20 protein-coding genes are annotated in these 23,524 nt (G+C 69.8%); 13 read left to right on the forward strand and 7 right to left on the reverse strand.

Features of this window, described 5'->3' with window-relative positions; genetic code table 11:
* Positions 1-47: 47 nt before the first annotated feature.
* Positions 48-875, forward strand: a complete 828-nt coding sequence (gene rsmI / locus DFR69_RS23435; protein ID WP_110039856.1) for a 16S rRNA (cytidine(1402)-2'-O)-methyltransferase — start codon at positions 48-50, stop codon at positions 873-875.
* A 224-nt stretch (positions 876-1,099) separates the two neighbouring features.
* The gene (locus DFR69_RS23440; protein WP_110039767.1) at positions 1,100-1,852 is read left to right on the forward strand and encodes an isocitrate lyase/PEP mutase family protein; all 753 of its coding nucleotides are present in this window, start codon (positions 1,100-1,102) and stop codon (positions 1,850-1,852) included.
* A gap of 216 nt (positions 1,853-2,068) precedes the next feature.
* On the opposite strand, the gene metG is transcribed toward DFR69_RS23440, so the two are convergent.
* Positions 2,069-3,640: a methionine--tRNA ligase gene (gene metG / locus DFR69_RS23445; protein ID WP_110039857.1), complete on the reverse strand. Its 1,572-nt coding sequence runs from the start codon at positions 3,638-3,640 to the stop codon at positions 2,069-2,071.
* 1 nt (position 3,641) lies between these two features.
* Here metG and DFR69_RS23450 point away from each other — a divergent pair, with 1 nt between their 5' ends.
* The 5 genes from DFR69_RS23450 to rsmA all read left to right on the forward strand — a co-directional run bounded on the left by DFR69_RS23450 (position 3,642) and on the right by rsmA (position 9,330).
* A complete protein-coding gene (locus tag DFR69_RS23450) occupies positions 3,642-4,496 on the forward strand; it encodes a TatD family hydrolase (RefSeq protein WP_110039768.1) in 855 nt (284 codons plus the stop codon).
* 172 nt (positions 4,497-4,668) lie between these two features.
* Positions 4,669-5,793 carry a resuscitation-promoting factor gene (locus tag DFR69_RS23455; protein ID WP_110039769.1) on the forward strand — a complete coding sequence of 375 codons (1,125 nt, stop codon included), beginning with the start codon at positions 4,669-4,671 and terminating at the stop codon, positions 5,791-5,793.
* Between the two features lie 126 nt (positions 5,794-5,919).
* Positions 5,920-7,068: an alpha/beta fold hydrolase gene (locus tag DFR69_RS23460; protein WP_110039770.1), complete on the forward strand. Its 1,149-nt coding sequence runs from the start codon at positions 5,920-5,922 to the stop codon at positions 7,066-7,068.
* 182 nt (positions 7,069-7,250) lie between these two features.
* Entirely contained in the window at positions 7,251-8,414 is a 1,164-nt protein-coding gene (locus tag DFR69_RS23465; protein WP_110039771.1) for a lipase family protein, read from the forward strand.
* Positions 8,415-8,448: 34 nt separating this feature from the next.
* A complete protein-coding gene (gene rsmA, locus DFR69_RS23470) occupies positions 8,449-9,330 on the forward strand; it encodes a 16S rRNA (adenine(1518)-N(6)/adenine(1519)-N(6))-dimethyltransferase RsmA (protein ID WP_110039772.1) in 882 nt (293 codons plus the stop codon).
* Between the two features lie 266 nt (positions 9,331-9,596).
* Here the strand turns inward: rsmA and DFR69_RS23475 are convergent, their stop codons facing one another.
* Positions 9,597-9,800: a heavy-metal-associated domain-containing protein gene (locus DFR69_RS23475; RefSeq protein ID WP_110039773.1), complete on the reverse strand. Its 204-nt coding sequence runs from the start codon at positions 9,798-9,800 to the stop codon at positions 9,597-9,599.
* A 163-nt stretch (positions 9,801-9,963) separates the two neighbouring features.
* Here DFR69_RS23475 and DFR69_RS23480 point away from each other — a divergent pair, with 163 nt between their 5' ends.
* Complete coding sequence (locus DFR69_RS23480; RefSeq protein ID WP_110039858.1) at positions 9,964-10,899, forward strand: 4-(cytidine 5'-diphospho)-2-C-methyl-D-erythritol kinase; 936 nt, start codon at positions 9,964-9,966, stop codon at positions 10,897-10,899.
* A 219-nt stretch (positions 10,900-11,118) separates the two neighbouring features.
* Complete coding sequence (locus DFR69_RS23485) at positions 11,119-12,909, forward strand: ABC-F family ATP-binding cassette domain-containing protein (protein ID WP_110039774.1); 1,791 nt, start codon at positions 11,119-11,121, stop codon at positions 12,907-12,909.
* On the opposite strand, the gene DFR69_RS23490 is transcribed toward DFR69_RS23485, so the two are convergent.
* Together DFR69_RS23490 and DFR69_RS23495 are read right to left on the reverse strand one after the other, a co-directional pair.
* Positions 12,906-13,745: an Abi-alpha family protein gene (locus tag DFR69_RS23490; protein WP_110039775.1), complete on the reverse strand. Its 840-nt coding sequence runs from the start codon at positions 13,743-13,745 to the stop codon at positions 12,906-12,908. The genes DFR69_RS23485 and DFR69_RS23490 overlap by 4 nt on opposite strands.
* Positions 13,736-15,058 carry a DUF445 domain-containing protein gene (locus DFR69_RS23495; RefSeq protein WP_186817397.1) on the reverse strand — a complete coding sequence of 441 codons (1,323 nt, stop codon included), beginning with the start codon at positions 15,056-15,058 and terminating at the stop codon, positions 13,736-13,738. Before DFR69_RS23495 ends, DFR69_RS23490 begins: the two co-directional genes overlap by 10 nt.
* 328 nt (positions 15,059-15,386) lie before the next feature.
* On the opposite strand from DFR69_RS23495, the gene DFR69_RS35370 reads away from it, so the two are divergent.
* Both DFR69_RS35370 and DFR69_RS23505 read left to right on the forward strand, forming a co-directional pair.
* Positions 15,387-16,262 carry an Abi-alpha family protein gene (locus DFR69_RS35370; RefSeq protein WP_110039777.1) on the forward strand — a complete coding sequence of 292 codons (876 nt, stop codon included), beginning with the start codon at positions 15,387-15,389 and terminating at the stop codon, positions 16,260-16,262.
* A gap of 276 nt (positions 16,263-16,538) precedes the next feature.
* On the forward strand, positions 16,539-17,063 hold the full coding sequence (locus DFR69_RS23505) for a nuclear transport factor 2 family protein (protein WP_110039859.1): 525 nt from the start codon (positions 16,539-16,541) through the stop codon (positions 17,061-17,063).
* Between the two features lie 23 nt (positions 17,064-17,086).
* Here DFR69_RS23505 and DFR69_RS23510 read toward each other — a convergent pair whose 3' ends face one another.
* Positions 17,087-18,727: a peptide chain release factor 3 gene (locus DFR69_RS23510; protein ID WP_110039778.1), complete on the reverse strand. Its 1,641-nt coding sequence runs from the start codon at positions 18,725-18,727 to the stop codon at positions 17,087-17,089.
* Positions 18,728-19,019: 292 nt separating this feature from the next.
* Here DFR69_RS23510 and DFR69_RS23515 point away from each other — a divergent pair, with 292 nt between their 5' ends.
* Positions 19,020-19,631 (forward strand): 50S ribosomal protein L25/general stress protein Ctc, encoded by a 612-nt coding sequence (locus DFR69_RS23515; protein ID WP_110039779.1) that lies wholly within the window; start codon positions 19,020-19,022, stop codon positions 19,629-19,631.
* A gap of 24 nt (positions 19,632-19,655) precedes the next feature.
* A complete protein-coding gene (gene pth, locus DFR69_RS23520) occupies positions 19,656-20,234 on the forward strand; it encodes an aminoacyl-tRNA hydrolase (RefSeq protein ID WP_110039780.1) in 579 nt (192 codons plus the stop codon).
* Between the two features lie 52 nt (positions 20,235-20,286).
* On the opposite strand, the gene DFR69_RS23525 is transcribed toward pth, so the two are convergent.
* Together DFR69_RS23525 and DFR69_RS23530 are read right to left on the reverse strand one after the other, a co-directional pair.
* Entirely contained in the window at positions 20,287-21,930 is a 1,644-nt protein-coding gene (locus DFR69_RS23525; protein ID WP_110039781.1) for a fatty acyl-AMP ligase, read from the reverse strand.
* A 336-nt stretch (positions 21,931-22,266) separates the two neighbouring features.
* Positions 22,267-23,445: an aminotransferase class V-fold PLP-dependent enzyme gene (locus DFR69_RS23530; RefSeq protein ID WP_110039860.1), complete on the reverse strand. Its 1,179-nt coding sequence runs from the start codon at positions 23,443-23,445 to the stop codon at positions 22,267-22,269.
* Positions 23,446-23,524 lie beyond the last annotated feature (79 nt).

The raw sequence follows: 23,524 nt of genomic DNA on the forward strand, positions 1-23,524 counted from the left end.
CCGCACGCTTCGGTGCGGCCGAACTTCCGGAGAGGCGGGATTCCACCGTGTTGGTCCTGGCGGCAACCCCGATGGGCGATGTCGGCGACGCGTCCCAGCGTCTGCGTGATGCGCTCGGCTCGGCCGATGTGGTCGCCGCGGAGGACACCCGGCGGACCAAGTCGCTCGCCAAGGCGCTCGGAGTCGAGATCACCGGCCGGGTCGTGAGTTTCTACGACCACGTCGAGACCGCGCGGATTCCGGCCCTGCTCGACGACATCGCCGCCGGGCTGACCGTGCTCCTGGTGACCGACGCGGGCATGCCGTCGGTCAGCGACCCCGGCTATCGCCTGGTCGCGGCGGCCGTCGAGCGCGATCTCCCGGTCACCTGCCTGCCCGGCCCCTCGGCCGTCACCACCGCGCTCGCCCTGTCCGGCCTGCCGGTCGAACGCTTCTGCTTCGACGGCTTCGCCCCGCGCAAGGGCGGCCCGCGCCGGGAATGGTTGCGCACCTTGGCCTCCGAGCAGCGCGCCTGCGTCTTCTTCGAGGCGCCGCACCGCCTGGCCGACTGCCTCGCCGACGCGGTCACCGTGCTCGGCCCCGATCGCCGCGCCGCCGTCTGCCGCGAACTCACCAAGACCTATGAGGAGGTCGTGCGCGGCACCCTCGCCGAACTCGCCGCCTGGTCCGTCGAGGGAGCGAGAGGCGAGATCACCGTGGTCCTCGAAGGCGCCCAACCGGTTTCGGCCGACGCCGAAGACCTCGTCGGCGAGGTCGAAGCCCTGGTGTCCAGCGGCATGCGCCTCAAGGACGCCTGCGCCGAAGTCTCCGCCGCCCGAGGCGCCTCCCGCAAAGATCTCTACGAAGCAGTCCTCGCCGCCCGCTCGGCCGAGTAGCGCGGCTGCGGCCCCCACGAAACGAGGGAGACCTCCCCAAGCGCACGTCGTCCATCGTCGTATTCGGCGTCACCGCGGCCGTGCTGGCCGTCGTCGGCGCCTCGGCCGTCTACTGGATCATCTGGGCCGCTGTCGTCTGCCTCGCGGCCGGCCTCTGGATCGTGCGGCGCTGATGCTCGAAGCGTTCATGGCATGGACCCGCGCGGTGGGGCATCATCGCGGGTATGACCTCTTTGGACGCGAAGGCGAAGACTCTGCTCGAACTGCATCGGCCGGGGGACCCGGTGGTGCTGCCGACCGTGTGGGACGCTTGGTCGGCGAATCTCGCTGTGGCCGCTGGCTTTTCGGGGCTGACCATGGGGTCGCACCCGGTCGCCGATTCCGTGGGGCGTAGTGACGGGGAGGGGATGACGTTCGAGGAGTTGCTCGCTCGCGTCACCCAGGTGACCGGGGCCGTGGATGTGCCGGTGTCGGTCGACATCGAGTCCGGTTACGGGCAGGAGCCGGCGCGGCTCATCGAGGGCCTTCTCGAGGCCGGCGCGGTCGGACTCAATATCGAGGACACCGTGCACCTCGAGGGAAAGCGGCTTCGCAGTGCCGAGGAGCACGCCGACCTCGTGCGCGGTCTGCGCGCGGCGGCCGACGCGGCGGGCGTGCACGTGGTCGTCAACGCGCGCACCGACCTGTTCCTGCGCCAGGACGGCGACGAAGCCGATCGCGTGGATCGCGCGATCGCCCGGCTCACCCTTGCCGCCGAGGCGGGCGCCGACGTCCTGTACCCGGTGGGTCGGCACACCGACGAGGTCCAGCGCAGGCTCACCGCCGAACTGCCGCTGCCGGTCAACGCCATCGGCCAGCCGGGCACGCCGGCCAAGGAGCACTTCGCCGGCCTCGGCGTCGCCCGGATCAGCTTCGGTCCGTTCCTGCAGGCCGCCCTGGCCGCCGAGGCGACCAAGCTGCTCGAAGCCTGGAAGTAACGAAAACGACGGCGGGCGCCCCACGAAGGGACGCCCGCCGTTCGCATCGTCCGGCATCCCGACGTACACGAGCACCGGCGAGCCGTCGGTGGTGGGCAGCCGCAACGGCAACCCCTTGTCGGCGTGCGCGTTCGTGTGGAGCCTCCACCACCCTGCTGCCGCGCTCTGTCGGCCTGTCCGTTGGGGCGCACGCGCGAACAGCCGTGCGCCGCAGCGCTATTCCTTGGGCTCGACGTAGCGCGGGAACACCGGCTCCGGCGCGGGGAGCGCGATGCCGGGCACCAGCGGAGTCGCGATATCGGCGAACGTCCGGCCCTCCTGCGCGAGCAGGTCCAGGATCTTGGCGGCCGAACCCGGCATCACCGGCTGCACCAGGATCGCGACGATGCGCACCACCTCGAGCGTGACGTACAGGACCGTGGCCATCCGGGCCAGGTCTTCCTCGGTGCCTGACTTGCGCAGCGCCCACGGCGCGTTGGCGGAGAAGTACCGGTTCGTCTCGCCGAGGGTCAGCCAGATGGCTTCCAGCGCGAGGTGCATCTGCTGGGTGTCGAACTCGGCGCGGCACTTGTCGAGCAGGGCGTTGGCGCGGTCGAGCAGGGCGCGGTCGTCCTCGGTGAACTCGCCCGGCGTCGGCGCCTTGGCCTCGCAGTTCTTGTTCACCATGGTGAGGCTGCGCTGCACCAGGTTGCCGAACTCGTTGGCCAGGTCGGCGTTGATCCGGCCGGCGATCGCGTCGTTGCTGTAGCTGCCGTCCTGGCCGTAGGAGATCTCCCGGAGCAGGAAGAAGCGCACCTGGTCGAGGCCGTAGGTGGACACCAGCGCGAGCGGGTCGACGACATTGCCCGTCGACTTCGACATCTTCTCGCCCTTGTTGTACAGGAACCCGTGCACGAACACGCGCTGCGGCAGTTCGATGCCCGCCGACATCAGGAACGCGGGCCAGTACACGGTGTGGAACCGGGTGATGTCCTTGCCGATGATGTGCACGTTCGCCGGCCAGAACTTCTGGAACTTCGCCGAATCGGTGTCGGGGAAGCCCACACCGGTCAGGTAGTTGGTGAGCGCGTCGACCCACACGTACATGACGTGATCGGGGTGGCCGGGTACCGGCACGCCCCAGTCGAAGGTGGTGCGCGAGATCGACAGGTCCTTCAGCCCGGCCTTGACGTAGCTGACGATCTCGTTGCGCCGCGTCGCGGGCGCGATGAAATCGGGGTGCTCCTCGTAGAGGGCGAGCAGCTTGTCCTGGTACTCCGAGAGCTTGAAGAAGTAGTTCGACTCCTCGGTCCAGGTGACCGGGGTCTGTGACTCGGTGGACACGCGGGTGCCGTCGTCGAGGAGGGTGGTCTCCTCCTCGGTGTAGAACGCCTCGTCGCGCACCGAGTACCAGCCCGAGTAGTTGCCCAGGTAGATGTCGCCGTTGGCGAGCATCCGCTCCCAAATGGCGACGCTGGCGGCCTTGTGGTCCTCGTCGGTGGTGCGGATGAAGCGGTCGAAGGAGATGTCGAGCGCCTTGTCCATCGCCTCGAACACGTCGGAGTTGCGCGCCGCGAGCTCCTGCACCGGAATGCCCTCGGTGGCCGCGGTCTGCTGCATCTTCTGACCGTGCTCGTCGGTGCCGGTCATGAAGAACACGTCGTAGCCGTCGAGCCGCTTGAACCGGGCCAGCGCGTCGGTGGAGATGTACTCGTACGCGTGACCGATGTGCGGCGCACCGTTGGGGTACGCGATGGCCGTCGTGATGTAGAAGGCGGGCGCCTCGGCGCCGTCAGGTCGCTCGCTCATGATGGTCACTACTGTAATCCGCGTGGCAAACCAGAATCGTCCGGCTCCACCCCTTCCGTCGCCGCTCACGCCGCTGATCGACGCGCACACCCATCTCGACGCCTGCGGCGCGACCGACGCCGCCTCGACCACCGCGATCGTGGATCGCGCCGCGTCGGTGGGCGTGGGACACGTGGTGACCGTGGCCGACGACCTCGCCGCCGCGCAGTGGGCGGTCGAGGCCGCGCACTGGGATCCGCGCGTCTACGCGGCCGTCGCGCTGCACCCCACCAGGGCGAACGCGCTGGACGACAAGGCGAAGGACGAGCTGGAGCGCCTGGCCGCCGATCCGCGCGTGGTCGCGGTCGGCGAGACCGGTCTCGACTACTACTGGCCCGGCAAGCTCGACGGCTGCGCGGATGTCGAAACCCAGATCGAGGGCTTCCGCTGGCACATCGACCTGGCCAAACGCGTCCGCAAGCCGCTGATGATCCACAACCGCGAGGCCGACCACGACCTGCTCACGGTCCTGCTCGACGAGGGCGCGCCGGACACGGTGATCTTCCACTGCTTCTCCTCCGACGCGACCATGGCGCAGGCGTGCGTCGCGGAGGGCTACGTGCTCAGCTTCTCCGGCACGGTGAGTTTCAAGAACGCGCACGAACTGCGCGAGGCGGCCCAGCTCGTGCCCGACGACCAGATCCTGGTGGAGACGGACGCGCCGTACCTGACCCCGCACCCGTATCGGGGCGCGCCCAACGAGTCGTACTGCCTGCCGTACACGGTGCGGGCGCTGGCCGAAGCGCGCGAGCAGGACCCGGTGGAGCTGGCCGAGATCACGACAGCCAACGCGCGGCGGCTGTACCGCATCCGGTAGTCCGTTTCGTCCGGTCGGCAGGGGGCTGGACGCTAAACGTGTTTCGGCTCACATTCGGCCGCTCGGTCCGTTATCTACCAGCGATGTCTATATCGAATCGTGACCTGCGATCCCGCTGATCGGGCGCATCGGTGTTGTCTGGCGCAAACCTTGTCGTTATCGTTCTGTAACCATGTCGGCTTTCGCGCGGATCAACTCGTCTCGCTCGCCGCTGCTGTACGCGGCGGTGGCGGCCATGCTGCTGATTCTCCTGGTCGGTGCCTCGCTGGCGATCACGAACCACAAGACGGTCGCGCTGGTCGTCGACGGTGAGCGGATCGAGCACAGCACCATGTCCCTCGACGTGCGCGCCATCCTGGCCGACGCGGGCTACGAGCTCTCCGAGCACGACGAGGTGAGCCCGGCCGCGGGCGCCAAGGTCGGCGACGGCGCGACCATCACCCTCAACCGCGGGCGCGAGATCACGATCACCGTCGACGGCCAGGAGCGCAAGGTGTGGACCACCGGCATCACCGCCGGCGACGCCCTCGCGCAGATGCAGATCCCGGCCGACACCCACGTGGTGCCGACCCGCACCGAGAAGCTGCCGCTGGCAGGCGCCGCGCTCAGTGTCTACACCCCGCGCACCATCACCCTGGTCGACGGCGGCGCCGCCCCCGTCGACGTGCGGCTCGCCGCGCCGACCGTCGGTGAATTCCTCGCCGCGGCGGGTGTTGCGCTGAAGGATCAGGACTTCGCCGAGCCCGCCGCGAGCACGCCGCTGACCGGCGACATGCAGGTCACCGTGACTCGGCAGCGGATCGAGCAGCGCACCGAGACGCTCCCGCTCGAGCCCACCGAGCAGGTGATCGAAGACGTCACCATGAACATGAGCCGCACCGTGGTCGAGAACCCGGGAGAGCCCGGCCTGCACGAGGCCACCTTCGCCGTCACCATCACCAACGGTGTCGAGTCGAGCCGGGTGCAGACCAACTCCAACGTGATCACCCCCGCCCAGCCCAAGACCATCCGCAAGGGCGCCAAGCCCGGCACCGAGGTGCCGCCCGTCCGCGACGGCGCGATCTGGGACGCCCTGGCCAAGTGCGAATCGACCGGCAACTGGTCCATCAATACCGGCAACGGCTACTACGGCGGTATCCAGTTCGACCAGAGCACCTGGGAACGGCAGGGCGGCCTGAAGTACGCGCCCCGCGCCGATCTGGCCACCCGCGAGGAGCAGATCGCCATCGCCGAGGTCACCCGCGCCCGGCAGGGCTGGGGCGCCTGGCCCGCCTGCACCGGCCGCCTCGGGCTCTAGAGTTCGGGCCCGCCTCGGCGGGTTCCGGCCGTCGGCGCGGGTTCGCGCGGTAGTTTGCTCTCGTTTCGCCGAGTCCGCTGTGCTCGTGCGGTCTCGGCTCGGTGACGAGTCGACGGGTGGTACTCGATGCGTGCGGTTTCGGCCTGGCGGATAGTGGCCGCGGCGGTGGCGGTGTCGGCGGGGATCGGCGGCGCGACGCCGGTGGCGGCGACAGCACAGGACCCGGCGCCGGGCGCGGTGATCTCGGTGATACCGCAGGCCGACGGCTTCCACGGCATGTCCGGCGCGCAGGTCATCGAGTACTGGACGCGCGGTGTCGGCGGTGTCACCCAGCCCGCCAGCGGCGCGCTGTACCTGCCGAGCGGGGAGGCGCCGGCGGGCGGCTGGCCGGTGATCACCTACGACCACGGGACGACCGGACTCGGCGCCGGGTGCGGCGGGCAGTCCGATCCGGCGGGCGCGCCCTGGCCCGAATCGCAGGCGCCGCAGGACGTGTTCCTGCGCCACCTCGTGTCGAAGGGCTTCGCCGTCGTCGCCCCGGACTACCTGGGGCTCGGCCGTTTCGACACCGGCCCGCATCCGTATCTCGACATCGACACCGAGGCCACCGCCACGCTGGACATGCTGCGTGCGGCGCGCTCGGTGCGCGACGATCTGTCCCCGGTGTGGCTGGCGGCGGGTATGTCCCAGGGCGGGCACGCCGCGCTCGCCACGGCGCACCGGCAGCCGGGTTACGCGCCGGAGCTGGACTTCCGTGGCACCATCGCGATCGACCCCGCCTCGGATGTGGAGAAGGTGGCGCCGCTGCTCGGCCCCGGCAATCCCGATCGGGTCCGCGGTGGCGTGCTCGGCTTCTCGTCGAGCATCCTGGCCGGTCTGCGGGCGGCCAGGCCCGAGGCGCGGGTCGACTCTTATCTGACGCCTGTCGGCCGCGCTGTCCTCGACGACATCGGCACCCTGTGCCAGGACGCGATCGACGAGCGGGTCGCCGACCTCACCCTGGGCGCCATGCTCACCCGCTCGCTCGGCGAGGAGCCGCTGCGCACGGCCATGGCCGACTACATGACGGTGCCCACCAGCGGCTACGACGCCCCGATCCTGCTGCTGGTCAACGCGACCGACCGCACGGTGCCCTCGCCCCTGCACGCGGCGCTGGCCGCGCAGTTCGCCGCGGGTGGGGTGGGCTTCGAGCCGGTCGTCGGCACCGGCAGCCACTGCGAGCTGAATCCGGCGATGTGGGCGGCGATCGACGAGTTCCTCGATCGGTCCGTCTGACTCATCCGCGATTAGCTGGGCGGACCTGCGCCCGGCGTGGCATATGCCGAATCGGCCGTTACACCCGGTGAGAAGAACCACGAATCGGGTTGCCGGTCGGTTGCGGATACCTGTCGAGCGATCGGCCTACTGTACGTTTGTCCAGGAACAAGCGCCGATCGGCCCGAAAGGTAATCCCCGCAATGCCGAAGACCATGAGCCGCGCTGCGATCGCAGCCGCCGTCACCGCCGCCGCCCTGGTGGCCGCCACCCACGCCCCCGCGGGCGCGGCGCCCGGCGAGGTGATCACGACCGAGACCCGGCCGTCGGGCTGGCACGGGATGGCCGGCGGCGGCTCGGTCGTGGAGTACACGACGCTGGACTCGGCAGGCGTCGAACGCCCGGTCAGCGGCGCACTGTTCGTCCCGGCAGGCGAGGCTCCGGCGGGTGGCTGGCCGATCATTGCCTACGACCACGGCACCCTCGGCAGCGGACCGAGCTGTGGCGGCCAGGCCGACCCGGAGCTGGCCCCGCTGCCGGTGAATCGCGAGGCCGAGGACGCGCTCATGGCCCGGCTGGTCGACCAGGGCTTCGCCGTCGTCGCCCCCGACTACCTCGGCCTCGGTCGCTTCGACACCGGCCCGCACCCGTATCTCGAGGTGCGCAGCGAGGCGACCGCCACCATCGACCTCGTCCGCGCCGCCCGCGCCGCCAACCCCGACCTCTCGCGCACCTGGAGTGTCATCGGCGCCTCGCAGGGCGGGCACGCCGCGCTCAGCGCCGCGCACGTCCAGGCCGAGTACGCCCCCGAACTCGATTTCCGCGGTACCGTCGCGCTCGACCCGGCCTCCGACGTGGAGAAGGTGCTGCCGCTGCTGCTCGGCCCCGGTTTCCCCGCGCTCGACGGCACAGCGGGCATCACCAGCTTCACCCTGAGCATTCTCGCCGGCCTGCGCGCCACCCATCCCGAGGCCGAGGTGGATTCCTACCTCTCGCCGCTGGGCAAGGAGCTGGTCGACGCGGTCGGTTCCGAGTGCATCGACGAGACGGTCCGCGACGTGAAGGGCCTGGCCATGGGCGACCTGTTCGTCCGCCCGCTCTCGGAGGGCCCGCTGCGGCCCGCGCTCACCGCGTACATGACCCTGCCCACCAGCGGCTACGACGCGCCGATCCTGTTGCTGCTCAACGCGACCGACATGGTCGTGCCCTCGCCGCTGCACGCGGCGCTGGTCGGCCAGTTCGCCGCGGGTGGCGTCGACTTCCAGACCGTCACCGGCTTCGGGCAGCACACGGTGATGACCCAGCAGATGCGTGACGCGCTCGACGCCTTCGTCGCCCGCGTGCACGCCGCCCCGCCGCAGCGCTGAGCTGCTCGATCGGCGCGGTTGGTAGGTTCTAGCGGTGCCCGAACCTGAGATTCCCGCTCGCGGTAGCGCCGCGCTGCTCGGTCCCGCCGAAGTGCGGACCCTGGCCGAACGCTTCGGCGTGCGGCCGACCAAGCAGCTCGGGCAGAACTTCGTGCACGACGCGAACACGGTGCGCCGCATCGTCGCGGCGGCCGGTGTCGGCGCCGAGGACATCGTGCTCGAGGTCGGGCCGGGTCTCGGCTCGCTGACGCTGGCCCTGCTCGACGTGGTCGACCGGGTCGTCGCCGTGGAGATCGATCCGGTGCTGGCCAACTATCTGCCGGAGACCGTCGCGGATCGAGCCCCCGGACTGGTCGATCGGTTGCAGGTGGTCGAGGCCGACGCCCTGCGGGTGCGCCCCGAACAGTTGCCCGCCGTACCCACGGCGCTGGTGGCGAACCTGCCGTACAACGTGGCCGTGCCGGTGCTGCTGCATCTGCTCGCGATCCTGCCGAGCATCTCGGTGTCGCTGGTGATGGTGCAGGCCGAGGTGGCCGACCGGCTCGCCGCCGAACCGGGCAGCCGGGTATACGGGGTGCCGAGCGTCAAGGCGGGGTTCTTCGGCAAGGTGCGGCGCGCGGGCGCGGTGGGCACGCAGGTGTTCTGGCCGGTGCCGCGCGTCGAATCGGGCCTGGTGCGGATCGACCGGTACGCCGAGCCGCCGTGGCCGATGGACGAGGCGCATCGCCGCCGCGTGTTCGAGGTGATCGATGCCGCGTTCGCGCAGCGGCGAAAGACGTTGCGCGCGGCCCTGTCCGGCTGGGCCGGCTCGCCCGCCGAAGCCGAGCGCAGGCTGGTGGCGGCCGGTATCGATCCGACCGCGCGCGGAGAGACGCTGGAGACGGCGGCTTTCGTGCGCCTCGCCGCCCAGGGCTGAACCCCGCGGTACACGCGCCGTTCACCGGGCGGTCCCTGTGAAAGCAATTGTGGACAACCGGTTTTCGCAGGTCGCGGAGTTGATCATGAGGCGCGATCCGCGAACCCGGCTGCTTGGGAAAACCCGGTCGCGAGTCGCGCCGATCACGGATGTGGATGACGCTGTGGATGATTCTCCGCGCGCACGCGGTGAATGAATTGCCGGTGAACGCGATCCGGTACCACCACGCTGGTTGCCGCAGCGGTGGTGGTACCGGTCGCCGGGCCTCACTTCAGGGCGTAGCCCGCCTCGTCGACGGCGGCCGCGACATCGGCGTCGGCCAGCTCGCCCGCGCTGTCGACGCGCACGAGACCGCTCGCGAGGTCGACGTCCACGCCGGTGACGCCGTCGATCTTGCCGATCTCCTGCTTGACCGAGCTCACGCAGTGTCCGCAGGTCATCCCCGTGACGGTGTAGGTGGTGGTGGCCATGGCCGACTCCTTCGCTGTTGGCTCATACGGTCCTGGGGTATGTCCCCGACACGAACGAACATACCCCCCACGGGTACCTGGCGCAAGCCCTCGACCGGACCGGGGCTGGAGCAGGCGATTCGACATGCGTACTCGTCGGTCTCACCCGTTACGCTTGGTGATCGTGCTGTCAGTTGTGCCCAGCCCGGTCGTCGTGCGCGCTCCTTCGAAGGTGAACCTGCATCTCGGAGTCGGTGATCTGCGTCCGGACGGATATCACGACCTGACCACCGTCTTCCAGGCGCTGTCCCTCGGCGACGAACTCGAACTCGCCCCCTCGGCCTCGCTCACCGTCCGGGTGAGCGGCGAGGGCGCCGCCGAGGTCCCCACCGACCGGACCAATCTGGTCTGGAAGGCCGCGGTGCGCCTGGCCCACCTGGCCGGTCGCGCGCCGCTGGTGGAGATCGCGATCGCCAAGGGTATCCCGGTGGCGGGCGGCATGGCGGGCGGCAGCGCCGACGCCGCCGCGGCGCTGGTCGGCCTCAACGAACTCTGGGACCTCGGGCTCGGCCGCGACGAGTTGAGCGCCGTGGCCGCCGAACTCGGCAGCGATGTGCCGTTCGCCCTGCACGGCGGTACCGCGCTCGGTACCGGCCGCGGCGAACGCCTGCTCCCGGTGTTGTCGCGCAACACCTTTCACTGGGTGCTCGCGCTGGCCAAGGACGGCCTGTCCACGCCCTCGGTGTTCCGCGAGCTCGATCGGCTGCGCGCCGAGGGCGATCCGCCGCGCCTGGGCGACCCGCAACAGCTCATGCAGGCTTTGGCCGCGGGCGACCCACACACCCTGGCGCCGCTGCTCGGCAACGACCTGCAGGCCGCGGCCCTCTCGCTGAAGCCGGAACTGCGGCGCACCCTGCGCGCGGGCGTCGGCGCGGGCGCCCTGGCCGGACTCGTCTCCGGCTCCGGCCCCACCTGCGCCTTCCTCTGCGAGACCGAGGAAGCGGCCATCGCGGTCGCGGCCGAACTGGCGGGCGCGGGCGTGTGCCGCAGCGTCCGCACCGCGAGCGGCCCGGTGCCGGGCGCGCGGGTAATCGACACGGAGGCGCAGCCCAAGCGTTGATCGCCTCCCGTACAGCGCTCGGGCAGGAGCCGCGGGGGACAGAACAGCCGCAGGCGGCGGTCCACTATGATCGCTGTCAACAGATCTTGCATGGACATGGGTAACTCGCCGGGGACGGGCTAACTGATCCAGCACTCCAACGTAAGCCGCCGGCCTGCCGCCTCCCCGCGCCTGAGTCTGGCCTGAAGTCGCGGGGAGGCGGAACGGCGAGCACCACTCATGTCCAACCTGATCAACCTGGAGCAGGTCTCCAAGAGCTTCGGCATCAAGCCGCTGCTGGACGACGTTTCCCTCGGAGTGCACGCGGGGGAGCGGATCGGGGTGGTCGGTCTCAACGGCGGCGGCAAGACGACGCTGCTCGAGGTGCTGACCGGGTTGGAAGCGCCGGACAGCGGTCGCGTGAGCCGGGTCGGTGGGCTGCGGATGGCGGTGGTCACCCAGCGCGGTGTGCTGCCCGATGACGCCACGATCGGCTCGGTCGTGCTCGCCGGCCTGTCCGACGACCTGTCGACGGCCGACATCGCCGAGCACGAATGGGCCGCCGACGCCCGCATCCGCTCGGTGCTCGACGGTATCGGCATCGCCGACCTCGGCCTCGACACCCCGGTCACCAACCTGTCCGGTGGCGAGCGCCGCCGCGTCGCGCTCGCCGCGGCCCTGGTGCGCGATCTGGATCTGCTCGTCCTCGACGAGCCGACCAACCACCTCGACATCGAGGGCGTGCAGTGGCTGGCCAGGCATCTGGTCGACCGGCGGACCGCGCTCGTCGTCGTCACCCACGATCGCTGGTTCCTCGACACCGTCGCCACCCGCACCTGGGAGGTCGTCGGCGGCAAGGTGGAGACCTACGAGGGCGGCTACGGCGACTGGATCTTCGCTCGCGCCGAACGCGCCCGCCAGGCCGACGCCTCCGAGGCCCGCCGCCAGAACCTGGCCCGCAAGGAACTGGCCTGGCTGCGCCGCGGCGCCAAGGCCCGCACGTCCAAGCCGCGCTACCGGGTGGAGGCCGCCGAGGCGCTGATCGCCGACGTGCCGCCGCCGCGCGACTCGGTGTCGCTGGCCGCCTTCGCGCGCAAGCGGCTCGGCCGCGTGGTGATCGAACTCGAGGACGCCACCCTCACCACGCCCGACGGCCGCGAGCTGGTCGGAGACCTGACCTGGCGGCTCGCGCCGGGCGAGCGCGTCGGCCTGGTGGGCGTGAACGGTTCCGGCAAGACGACGCTGCTGCGTGCCCTGGCGGGCGACGTGGAACCCGCCGCGGGCAAGCGGATCCAGGGCCAGACCGTGCAGATCGGCTGGCTGCGGCAGGAACTCGACGACCTGCCCACGGACATGCGCGTGCTCGAGGCCGTGCAGCAGATCGCCCAGCGAATCATGCTCGGCGACAAGGAGATCTCGGCGGGTCAGCTGGCCGAGCGGCTCGGCTTCACCCCCGCCAGGCAGCGCACGCCCGTCGGCGATCTGTCCGGTGGCGAGCGCCGCCGCCTGCAGCTCACCCGCATCCTGATGGCGGAGCCGAACGTGCTGCTGCTCGACGAGCCGACCAACGATCTCGACATCGACACCCTGCAGCAGCTCGAGGACCTGCTCGACAACTGGGCGGGCACCCTCGTGGTCATCAGTCACGACCGCTACCTGGTCGAGCGCATCTGTGATTCCACCTGGGCGCTGTTCGGCGACGGCAAGCTGACCAATCTGCCGGGCGGCATCGACCAGTACCTCGCCAAGCGCGCCGACCAGGCCGCGGCCGCCAAGCCGACCGCCGCGAAACCAGCTGCGGCGTCGACCAGTTCGGCCGATCACCGCGCCGCCCGCAAGGAACTCTCGCGCCTGGAACGCACCATCGCCAAGCTCGACGAGCGCGAACAGAAACTGCACACCGCGCTCGCCGAGGCCGCCACCGACCCCGACAAGCTGGTCTCCCTCGGCGCCGAACTCAAAGAGGTCGTCGCCGAGAAGGAAACGGCCGAGGAACGGTGGATGGAACTGGCCGAGCTGGCCGAGGGCTAGGTCGCGGTCTCCCGGCCGTCGCTGATGACGACGGGTAGACAGGTCTGCACGAAGTCCGCGCCGAACTCGGTGAGAATGATGCTGCGGTAGCTCACCTTGGTGCCGAAGCCGCGCTTCATCGCGTCGCGCACCTGCTCCTGCGCCTCGATCAGCTGATACCGGCTCGGATTGCCGACCGGCTCGCGAGTGAATTCGAGGAGGCCCAGCCTGCGCAGATTCGGCAGGTACTGCGGCACCCGGTTGGGGAAGCGCAGCCCGGCGTGCTCGCCGAGCAGCGTGAGCCCGCTGACCAGGCGCTCGCCGCCGAACGCGCGCTGTCGGCCGGTGCGCACGTCGATGGCCGGCTGCGGCCCGTCGACATGCACGAACCGCAGGATCCGCGCCTCGTCGGGCGTGATCTCGGCGAGGATGCCGGGGTACGCGGGGTGCGTATCCGGCTGGGCGGCATGGGTACTGGCCGACAGGCGCAGCAGTTCGGCGCCCTGCTCGCGCAGCGTCGGCATCCCCGATTCGCCGTACTGATCGGCGCTGGTCGGCAGGCCGAGCGCGTGTCGAAGCCGGTCGCGCACTTCACCTTCGGCCTCGGCGAGCACGTCCTTGGGCGGGGTACCGGCGATGCTGCCGCGCAGCACGGTGACGGTCACGCCGAGCGCGGTGTCCAGCGTCCACAGCGTCATCCCGGAGGCCGCGGTCAGCGCGACGCGCGCGACCCCGGTCGCGGCTCGCACGGTGCGCACCGGCGAGACCGGCAGCACCCCACGGCGTTCGCCGGCGGGCGCGGGCGGGCGCCCGGGTTGTCGGACCACCTCGGTGGACGGGCTCGGGTCTACATCCATGTGGTCGCCACTCCTGTTCCGAAGACCAGGATGTGAGCGTATCCGGCGAGGAGCCCCAACGCGCCGCCATGGACGAAAAGCAACCATTCGTCCTGTTTGATGGCCGAACGCAGCATGTCCACGAAGTCGTGCGGGGAAAGCGCGGACATTTGCCGGGCGATGTATTCGTTGACCTGCCTGCCCTGTTGGACGTTGAACTCGGGATCGGCGAAGGCCATCGGCGCGATCGTCATCGCCTCGGCGGTGAGCGTGGACTGCAGTGAGTCGTACTCCCGGCTGCCGAGCATGAACTTCACGGCGGGCCGCGCGGGGCCGAGGGCGCGGTCGGCGGCCGGGCGCAGGGTGTCCTCGAGCATCTGCAGCGTGCGGTCCGAGCGCGGGCCGTTGAGCAGTTCGTCGCCGATGTTGGCGACGGTCACGACCTCGGTGGAGACCAGCGCCGCGTAGCCTGCGGTGATCTCGGGCTGTCGCTTGATCAGCAGACCCTGCCGCCAGGGGCACCACCACTTGGGCGTGGCGGGCGCGAAGATCATATTGATGCCGACCCAGTTCACCACCCAGCCGATGATGATGCCGCCGACCGGCAGCACGATCAGCGGCGAGAGCCCGGTGGTGTGCAGCGCGAGCACCAGGAACAGACCGCAGGGTGCGCCGAAATAGAAGCCGAAGTTCTGCATGAATCGCAGTTCCTTGGCGCCGAGCACCTGGAACAGCTGATTGAGCAATTGCGGGCGGGCCTGGAAATAGCGGATGACCATCTGCTTCACGTCCAGCAGCTGATCGATATTGGTGCCGAGTTCGATGGTGAGTTCGCGCAGGATCTCCGGCAGCTGGGAACGCACACGCTGATGCACCATCTCCCGAACCTGGGTGGGCAGGTTGTACCAGAGCTGGGGATGCTCGCGCCGCAGGATCACCTCGACGATGTCGCTGATCTGCGCGTCGGCCACCTCGGCCAGATGTTCGGCGAGCTTCTCCGGATCCAGCTCGCGATAGAAGTCGGAGACGCTGCCCAATTTCGACAGCCCCTTGTCGACGGCGATGCTGGCCATCTTGTCGGCGCGCGAGGGCACGATGCCCTGCCAGCCGATCCGGCCGTCATAGCTGAGCAGGGGCAGTACTTGAATCCGCTTGGGCAGGTAGGGAAAAACCGCGCGCAAGCCGGGGAGCCGGATGCCGTAGAACTTGATCGGCTGGAACAGCATCAGGATGCCGGTCCAGTTGGTGATGTAACCGATCACCCCTGTGAAAAGCGGAATGGTCAAAATTTCGAGCAGGAGTGTCGGATGCAAACCGAACACACTCTCCAACACGACACCCTCCTGCCGTTACCCGGTGCCCACCGCCTCACCGGAAACCAAAATTAGCACCCCCGCGGCGAGGTGACCCTACTGTGAGGTGCGGAACCTGGTCCATTCGTCGTGCCCCAGGCCACAGGGTAGTGTCTGAGACATCAGTCACAGAACGTGTCCCGAATGCCGTACTCGCCCTGTTGAGTCGGAACAATGAGCACCACCACATCGTGGTGACGGGACACAACCGGCGCGGACAGGGGCGCGCCGCGTACGCACTGTGCCTGGAGCGTGGTCGGGCAATAATCTGTGGGCGAGCAGTTCACCTGGCGAGACTTCGGAGTAGGACGTGACAGACGACAGGACCGGACAGGACCTGGCCCGTGCCGGTACCCGCGCCGTCGAGCGCAGCTCGGATGTCGAGCAGCGACAGATCAGCAACGAAGCCCGGTTGATCCGCGGCGTGTTCCGCGCGGCCGGGCTGGCCGCGGGCACCGCGGTGCGCGGCAGTCAGTGGGCCGTCGGCACCACCTACGAGGTGACCAAGGAACTGGCTCAGGCGGCGCTGGACGGCGAGTCCTCGGCCGATATCGCCGAGCGCACAGGCAACGCGCTGCGCTCGATCGCGCGCAGCGCGCTCGGCGTCACCGAGGGGTCGGTGCGCGAGATCGTCAGCTACGTGCCGACGCCCAACGGGTCGACCCAGCAGGCCATCACCGTCGGGCCCTACCTGCGCTCGGCGACCACCGACGACCTGCGCCGCCGCGGCGACGCGCTGCTCGCCCGCTCGGCAGACGTGTACTTCACCGAGGACGTGCACCCGGCCTACGACCGCATCCTCGACGAGATCGCGCCGGACGAGGCCCGCATCCTGCGGTTCATGGCCCTCAACGGGCCGCAGCCCTCGGTCGACGTGCGCACCAACCGCCCGCTCGGCATCGGCTCGGAACTGGTCCAGGGCGACCTGACCTCGGTGCCGGAACAGGCCGGCGTGCGCTACCCGGATCGGGCCCGCTCGTACCTGATCAACCTCAACCGCCTCGGCCTCACCTTCACCTCCGACGATCCGGTCGTCCTGAGCCGCTACATGGTGCTCGAGGTGCAGCCGGTCGTCGAGGACGCGCTCAAGAAGGCGGGCCGCGCGCCCAAGATCGTCCGCAAGAGCCTGCGGCTGTCGGAGTTCGGCGAGGACTTCTGCCGCACCTGCTTCACCATCGGCCAGTAGCTGAGACAGCGCCACGCTCGGAGCCTCGAGGTCACGCTCAGGTGTCGGCAGTGATAGCGATCTGATACAGATCCGGCACTACCGGCGTTTCAGTGGGATCGTGGAGACATGGAGCAGGTGCCCGGCCCCCCGGACGTGCGGCCCGACGAAGAGGTCGCGCGCGCCTGGGTGCGCCCGGGGCCGGTGCTTCCCGGCGAGGAGGAACCGCTCGTCGCCGGTCCGGAGGCAGGGGAGGGCTGGGTGGCCGAAGAGCCGGAGCACGACGAGCCGGAGCCGATCACGCGCCCGCCCGATCACCCCGACGACATCATCGCGATCAGCAGGCTCAAGTTCCGCTACCTGCGCACGCTCGACACCAAGAGCTGGGACGAGTTCGCCGACACCATGATTCCCGAGGCGACCGCCACCTACAGCGAATACCTGCAGTTCGAGTCGCGCGAGGCGTTCCTCGCCTTCCTGCGCAACACCCTCGGCCCGCACGTGATCACCGAGCATCGCTGCGATCATCCCGAGATCGATGTCGACGGCGACACCGCCACCGGAACCTGGTATCTCGCCGACACGGTGATCATCCCCGAGCACAACATGTGCCTGCGCGGCGCCGCCTTCTACACCGACCGCTACGTCCGCTGCGAGGACGGGCACTGGCGGATCGCGCACACCGGCTACGAGCGCACCTACGAGGTGGTGCTCTCGCTCAGCGACCTGCCCAGCCTGCGCCTGACGGCCAGCCGCTGGGGCATGATCGCGCAGGAGAATCACATCGCCTCGGTGCAGCGCAACCCCGGTCCGGCCGCCTGAGGCCGACTCAGACAGTTGACCAGTTAGTCGGCCGTCGCGACGAGCGGCTCGAGCGTGAGCTTCGGATGCTCCTTCTCGATGTACTGCAGCCGCCATTTGTCGCTGAACAGGGCCAGGATCGCGCCGTCGGTGCGGGTGAACACCTCGACGCCGCGCTGCCGGTCCAGCTCCGGCGCCGACTCGGCGTCGGTGCGCCTGGCCAGGGTGAACGGCAGGAAATCCAGCTGGGTTTCCACATTGAACTCCGCCTGCATGCGGGCGGTGACCACCTCGAACTGCATCGGGCCGACCGCCGCGAGCACCGGTGACGCGTCACCGCGGGCGTCGTTGCGCAGCACCTGCACCACGCCCTCGGAATCGAGCTGGTCGATGGCCTTGCGGAACTGCTTGTACTTGCCCGCGCTCTGCGCCCGCAGCGTCGCGAAGTGCTCGGGGGCGAAGCTCGGGATCGGCGGGAACTCCACCTTCTTGTCCACGAACAGCGTGTGGCCCGGCGCGAGCGCGGTCGCGTTCACCAGGCCGACGACGTCGCCGGGGTAGGCGGTGTCGACGGTGGTGCGCTCGCGACCGAACACGGTCAGCGCGTACTTGGTGGCGAACGGGCGACCGGTCTGCGCGTGCGTCACCACCATGCCGCGCTCGAACTCACCGGACACGATCCGCATGAACGCCAGCCGGTCGCGGTGCGCGGTGTCCATGCCCGCCTGCACCTTGAACACCACGGCGCTGAACGGATCGCCGGTCTCGCGGTCCTTGCCCGCCACATCGGCGCGCGGGCCGGGCGCGGGCGCCAGCGCGACCAGCGTCTCCAGCAGCTGCCGCACGCCGAAGTTCAGCATCGCCGAGGCGTAGATGACCGGCGAGGTCTGCCCGGCCAGGAACAGCTCCTGGTCGTGGTCCTGCCCGGTCGCCGAGAGCAGCTCGCTCTCCTCGGCGGCGGTCGTCCACGCCTCGCCCTCGCGCGACTCGGCCTCGGCCGGGGTGAGCGATTCCTCCGGCGCGATCGTCGCGCCGCCCGCGGTGCGGGTGAAGTGGATGTACTCGGTGGCCTCGCCCTCGGGACCGCGGCGCAACAGCCCGCGGAAATCGCCCGCGATGCCGACCGGCAGGAACAGCGGGGTCGGCGTGAGCCCGATCCGCTCGCTGATCTCGTCGAGCAGTTCCAACGGGGCCTGGCCGGGGCGGTCCCACTTGTTGATGACCGTGATCACCGGGATGCCGCGATGGCGGCAGACCTGGAACAGTTTCAGCGTCTGCGGCTCGAGGCCCTTGGCCGCGTCGATGAGCATCACCGCGGCGTCGACCGCGGTCAGCACGCGGTAGGTGTCCTCGGAGAAGTCGGAGTGGCCGGGAGTGTCGACGAGGTTGATCACGTTGTCGATGTCGGAGCCCGCGGCCCGGTAGTTGAACTGCAGCGCGGTCGAGCTCACCGAGATGCCGCGCGCCTTCTCCATCTCCATCCAGTCCGACACGGTCGACTTGCGACCGGCCTTGCCGTGGATGGCGCCCGCCTCGGAGATCATCCTGGCGTGCAGGGCCAGCGCCTCGGTCAGCGTGGACTTGCCGGCGTCGGGATGCGAGATCACGGCGAACGTGCGGCGGCGCGCGACCTCGGCGGGTAGTCCGCGCGGAGTGGGGGCGGCGCTGTCTCCGGACTCGGTCAACGCGGAACCTTTCGCAGGTGGTAGGGCAACTTGTCCAGGGTAGAGGGCGCCGGTCCCGCGCCCGGTCGGCGGGGTGTTCACCGGCGCCGCCCCGGTTTTTCCGGGCGATGCGCATGCGGTATGGTGGTCGGGTTGTCTCGGCGAGGGTGATGCGCGCAAGCGTTCACCGTGATCGACGCGGCTCGGCTTTCCGGCCGTCCTCGTTCGTTCTTCGTCCGACGAGTAGACGTTGACCCCGCAGATGGGTCGCCCAAATGACCAGCCCGGAAGAGCCGTAGGAGCGCATTCAGTCATGTCCGACGTGAACCAGATCGAAGCCGCCGTCCGCACCGAATTCGGTAAGGGCGCCGCTCGCCGTACCCGTCGCGACGGCAACGTGCCCGCCGTGCTGTACGGCCACCAGGCCGAGCCGCAGCACCTGAGCCTGAACGCCAAGGCCTTCGCCGCGATCCTGCGTACCCACGGCACCAACGCCATCCTGAACCTGGTCGTCGACGGCAAGCAGCAGCTCGCGATGACCAAGTCGGTCGTGGTCCACCCGATCCGCCGCTACATCGAGCACGCCGACCTGCTGATCGTCAAGCGTGGCGAGCGCGTCGTCACCGACGTGAACGTCGTCGTCACCGGCGATGCCGCCGCGGGCACCCTGGTCACCCAGGAAGCCACCACCCTGTCCATCGAGGCCGACGCGCTGAAGCTGCCCGAGTCGATCGAGGTCTCGGTCGAGGGCGTCGAGGCGGGCACCCAGATCCTGGCAGGCAGCATCGAGCTGCCCGCCGGCGTCACCCTGGCCGGTGACGCGGAGGCGCTGATCGTCAACGTCATCGCCGCGCCGTCCGCCGCTGCCCTGGACGAAGAGGGCGAAGGCGCCGCCGAGGCGGAGGCCGCGGAAGAGTCCGAGTAGGACTCCCGCACTACGATTCGGCCGATGACCGAATCCACCGGGCCCGCACTCGTGATCGGGCTGGGCAACCCCGGCCCCGAATACGAGCGCACCCGCCACAATGTGGGCTTCCTGGTCGCCGACGTGCTCGCCGAGCGCGTCGGCGGCCGTTTTGCCGTACACAAGAAGTCCGGCGCCGACCTGTTGCAGGCGCGCCTGGACGGCAGGCAGATCCTGATCGCGAAGCCGCGCACCTACATGAATCTGTCCGGCCGGCCGGTGGCCGCGCTGGCCAAGTTCTTCTCGGTGCCCGCCGACCAGGTGATCGTCGTGCACGACGAGCTCGATCTGCCCTTCGGCACGATCCGGCTCAAGCAGGGCGGCGGCGAGGGCGGCCACAACGGCCTGCGTTCGATCTCGCAGGCGCTGACCACCAAGGACTACCTGCGCACCCGCATCGGCATCGGCCGTCCGCCCGGTCGCCAGGACCCGGCCGACTACGTGCTCAAGCCGTTCGCGGCGCCCGAGCGCAAAGAGGTGCCCGTGATCGTCGAGCAGGCCGCCGACGCGGTGGAGCTGCTGCTGAAGGTCGGTCTCGAGACCGCCCAGAACTCCTTGCACTGAGCCGAACACCCGGCGCGCCCAGGCGAATCCGCCGGGGCGCGCCGCGTGCGTGTCAGCGCAGGTGGACCGCCGTGGCCGCGCGGCGCAGCTTGCCCGACGAGGTCTTGGGCAGGGCGCCGGGGCCGAGGATGGCGACGGTGCGTGGGCGCGCGCCGACCTCGGTGAACACCTCGTGCACGATCTCGCGCTCCATCCGCTTCACCTCGTCGGGATCCTGGTGGTCGTTGGATTCCACGACCACCGCGAAGCTTTCGCGCTTCTCGCCCGCGTCCAGCCGCACCGCCACCGCGTTGCCGGGCCGGACACCGGCCACCCGCATCGCGGCCCGCTCGATGTCGGTGGGGTAGATGTTGCGGCCGCCCATGATGATGACGTCCTTCATCCGGCCGCACACCACGATCATGCCCGCGTCGGTGAAGTAGCCGATGTCGCCGGTGTCGAGCCAGCCCTCCTCGTCCTGCGCGGGCAGGAACCCGTCGACGGTGACGTACCCCGAAGTCACGGCGGGCCCGCGTAATTCGATGACGCCGACCGTGCGGACCGGCAGCGGCTGGCGCTCGGTGTCGACGACCCGGCCCTCCAGATCGTCGACCAGATGGCCCAGCGTCGGCAGCCGCCGCGGCGTGCCGTGATGGCCGTCCTCGGCGACCGGCACCGCCTTGCCCACGGCCTCGAGCAGATCGGCGTCGATCACGTCGAGCACCATGCCGTGGCCCGGGTCGGGAATGGAGACGGCCAGCGTGGTCTCGGCCATGCCGTACACGGGCGTGAGCGCCATCGGATTGAGGCCGAAGTGCTGGCCCGCCTCCGCGAGCGCGATCATCGTGTCCGGGTCGACCGGTTCGGCGCCGTTCCACATGTAGCGCACGCTCGACAGATCCATCGAGCCCGGCTCGGCCTGCCGCAACCGCCGCGCCAGCAGCGAGTAGGCGAAGTTCGGTGCCGCCGTGACGGTTCCGCGGTACTTGTCGATCAGCTCGGCCCACAGCAGCGGCCTGGCCAGGAAGTCCAGCGGGGTCACGCACACCACTTCGGCGCCGAATTGCATGGGCACGCTGAGGAAACCGACCATGCCCATGTCGTGGAACAGCGGCAGCCAGCTGATCATCACGTCGTCGTCGAGCTGGAACTTCACGCGATTGAACATCGCGTGCGCGTTGGTGTTGAAGTTCCCGTGGGTGATCCGGACGGCCTTGGGCGACCCGGTCGACCCAGAGGTCAACTGCTGCAGCGCGATATCGGATTCGGCGGTCGGCACCGGGTCGGTGTCGGCGCCGTCGTGCAGCTCTTCGATCTTGACCACGGTGATCCCGCGCTCGATCAGCACGGGCTCGGCCGCGGCGAACGGCGCGCCGAGTACCACCGCCTTCGCCTCGATCATGTCGAGCACGGTCTCGGTGTCGCGCACCCAGACCGCGAGATCGGTGCGCGGTGTCGGCTGATGCAGCATCGTGATCGAGGCGCCGCGCATCCAGATGGCCTGGCAGGCCGGGGCGATGTCGACGGGCAGCCCGGCGAGCACGCCCACCGCGTCACCGTGGCCGATCCCGGCGGCCGCGAGGCCACCCGCCATCCTGCGCGCGGTGCGGTGGATATCCCCCCAGGTCTGCCGCACCGGCGCCTCCGGTTCCCCGGTGACCAGCCCCCGCGGGGTGGTCAGCGCTGTGGCAAACATTTCGTCGGTGAACCTGCTCAACGTCGGACTCCCTTTACGCCAACGATCGGTTTCGGCCGTGCTCTCCCAACAGAAAATCCCCGCCCGCCAACCCGGCGTTAACCCCGACTGACACCGAGTTCCCCGCCGATCTCAGCGACGAAGGTGGCAGCGTAGCGGTCCATATATGGTCTACCCGATGCCGCGGCAATTTCCCGCATCAGCCGATCGGTTACCCCGTCGACCTGGCCCGATGAACCACTACCGGGTGCCGCTGTCGCCGGTGGACCTGGCGACCCGAGGCACCCGGGTCCGACAACGATAGCCGCTGGCCCGCGGCCGCGAGCAGCAGACCGGCCAACCCGTGATCTGGGCGAGCTAACCCGTGATCCGGGCGAGCGCGGCGGTGAAGCGGTCGAGGTCGTCGGTGCTCACGAAGTAGTGCGGCGAGGCGCGCACGATCGCGGGCAGGGCCCGTTCGGTCATGTCGAGCAGGGTCGAGCCCGCGTGGCTGACGGTGACCGTGACGGCGTGCTCGCGAAGACGGTCGCGCAGTTCGACCGGATCGTGGCCGTCGACGGTGAAGGAGACGATGCCGCTGTGCTCGGTGCCGAGATCGCGCACGGTGACCCCGGCCAGCTCGGGCAGGGTCTTGCGCAGATGGCTCGCGCGCGCGGCCACGCCGGCGTAGACCTCCTCGGGACCGAGCGTGAGCAGGTAGTCGACGGCGGCGCCGAGGCCGAGCCGGGCGGCCACATCGCACTCCCAGAACTCGAAGCGGCTCGCGTCGGGAGCGAGCCGGTACTCGGTCGGGCTCACCCAGGACGCGCTGTGCAGATCGAGCCTGGCCGGCTCCATGGTCCGCGCCAATTCTTCGCGCAGGTAAAGGAATCCGGTGCCGCGCGGTCCGCGCAGCCACTTGCGCCCGGTGGCCGAGAGTGCGTCGACACCGAGTTCGGCGACATCGATCGGCAGCTGACCGATCGATTGGCAGGCGTCGAGCAGCACCAGCGCCCCCGCCTCGTGCGCGATTCTCGTGGCCTCGGCGATCGGGTTCACGAGTCCGCCGTTGGTCGGCGCGTGCTGCAGGGAGATCCATCGGACGCGCTCGTCGAGCATGGCCGCGAGCGCGTCGGTGTCGAGGCGTCCGGTGGCGTCGCTGGGAATACGCTCGACCAGCGCGCCGGTCTGCTCGGCGCGCTGCAGCGCCGCGATCGCGTTGCTGGCGTAGTCGGCGCCCGAGATCAGGATCCGGTCGCCGGGGCGCAGGGGGATCGAGTACGCGAAATCGGCCCATGACCGGGTCGCACTGTCGCTGAGCGCGATGGTGTCCGCGGTCGCGCCGATCAGGCGCGCGATCGAGGTCTTCACCGCGGCGAGGTCGTCGAGACGCTCATTAGCCGCGCGGTAGCCACCGATCTCCGCTTCCCGTCGGAGATGGCCGATCACGGTGTCGGTGACCACCGTCGGCGGCAGCGATGACCCGGCGCTGTCGAGGAACACCTGCCCGCTCGCCAATCCTGGCGTGGCGGCTCTGATCGCGTCGAGATCCATCATGGCGACGACCATACCGGCGCACAGCTGTTCCCCATTTCGTCACTTTTTCTGTCGGTGCCCGTCGCTACTCTGGAATGAC

It is taken from the genome of Nocardia neocaledoniensis, assembly GCF_003182135.1.
GTDB lineage: Bacteria > Actinomycetota > Actinomycetes > Mycobacteriales > Mycobacteriaceae > Nocardia > Nocardia neocaledoniensis.

Excerpts from the sequence above, each read along its gene's own strand:
- DFR69_RS23485 (WP_110039774.1), top strand. The coding sequence starts at position 11,119 with ATGTCCAACCTGATCAACCTGGAGCAGGTCTCCAAGAGCTTCGGCATC.
- DFR69_RS23440 (WP_110039767.1), top strand. The coding sequence starts at position 1,100 with ATGACCTCTTTGGACGCGAAGGCGAAGACTCTGCTCGAACTGCATCGG.
- DFR69_RS23490 (WP_110039775.1), bottom strand. The coding sequence starts at position 13,745 with ATGGATGTAGACCCGAGCCCGTCCACCGAGGTGGTCCGACAACCCGGG.
- DFR69_RS23460 (WP_110039770.1), top strand. The coding sequence starts at position 5,920 with ATGCGTGCGGTTTCGGCCTGGCGGATAGTGGCCGCGGCGGTGGCGGTG.
- DFR69_RS23465 (WP_110039771.1), top strand. The coding sequence starts at position 7,251 with ATGCCGAAGACCATGAGCCGCGCTGCGATCGCAGCCGCCGTCACCGCC.
- DFR69_RS23475 (WP_110039773.1), bottom strand. The coding sequence starts at position 9,800 with ATGGCCACCACCACCTACACCGTCACGGGGATGACCTGCGGACACTGC.
- DFR69_RS23450 (WP_110039768.1), top strand. The coding sequence starts at position 3,642 with ATGGTCACTACTGTAATCCGCGTGGCAAACCAGAATCGTCCGGCTCCA.
- DFR69_RS23455 (WP_110039769.1), top strand. The coding sequence starts at position 4,669 with ATGTCGGCTTTCGCGCGGATCAACTCGTCTCGCTCGCCGCTGCTGTAC.
- pth (WP_110039780.1), top strand. The coding sequence starts at position 19,656 with ATGACCGAATCCACCGGGCCCGCACTCGTGATCGGGCTGGGCAACCCC.
- DFR69_RS23515 (WP_110039779.1), top strand. The coding sequence starts at position 19,020 with ATGTCCGACGTGAACCAGATCGAAGCCGCCGTCCGCACCGAATTCGGT.
- DFR69_RS23530 (WP_110039860.1), bottom strand. The coding sequence starts at position 23,445 with ATGATGGATCTCGACGCGATCAGAGCCGCCACGCCAGGATTGGCGAGC.
- metG (WP_110039857.1), bottom strand. The coding sequence starts at position 3,640 with ATGAGCGAGCGACCTGACGGCGCCGAGGCGCCCGCCTTCTACATCACG.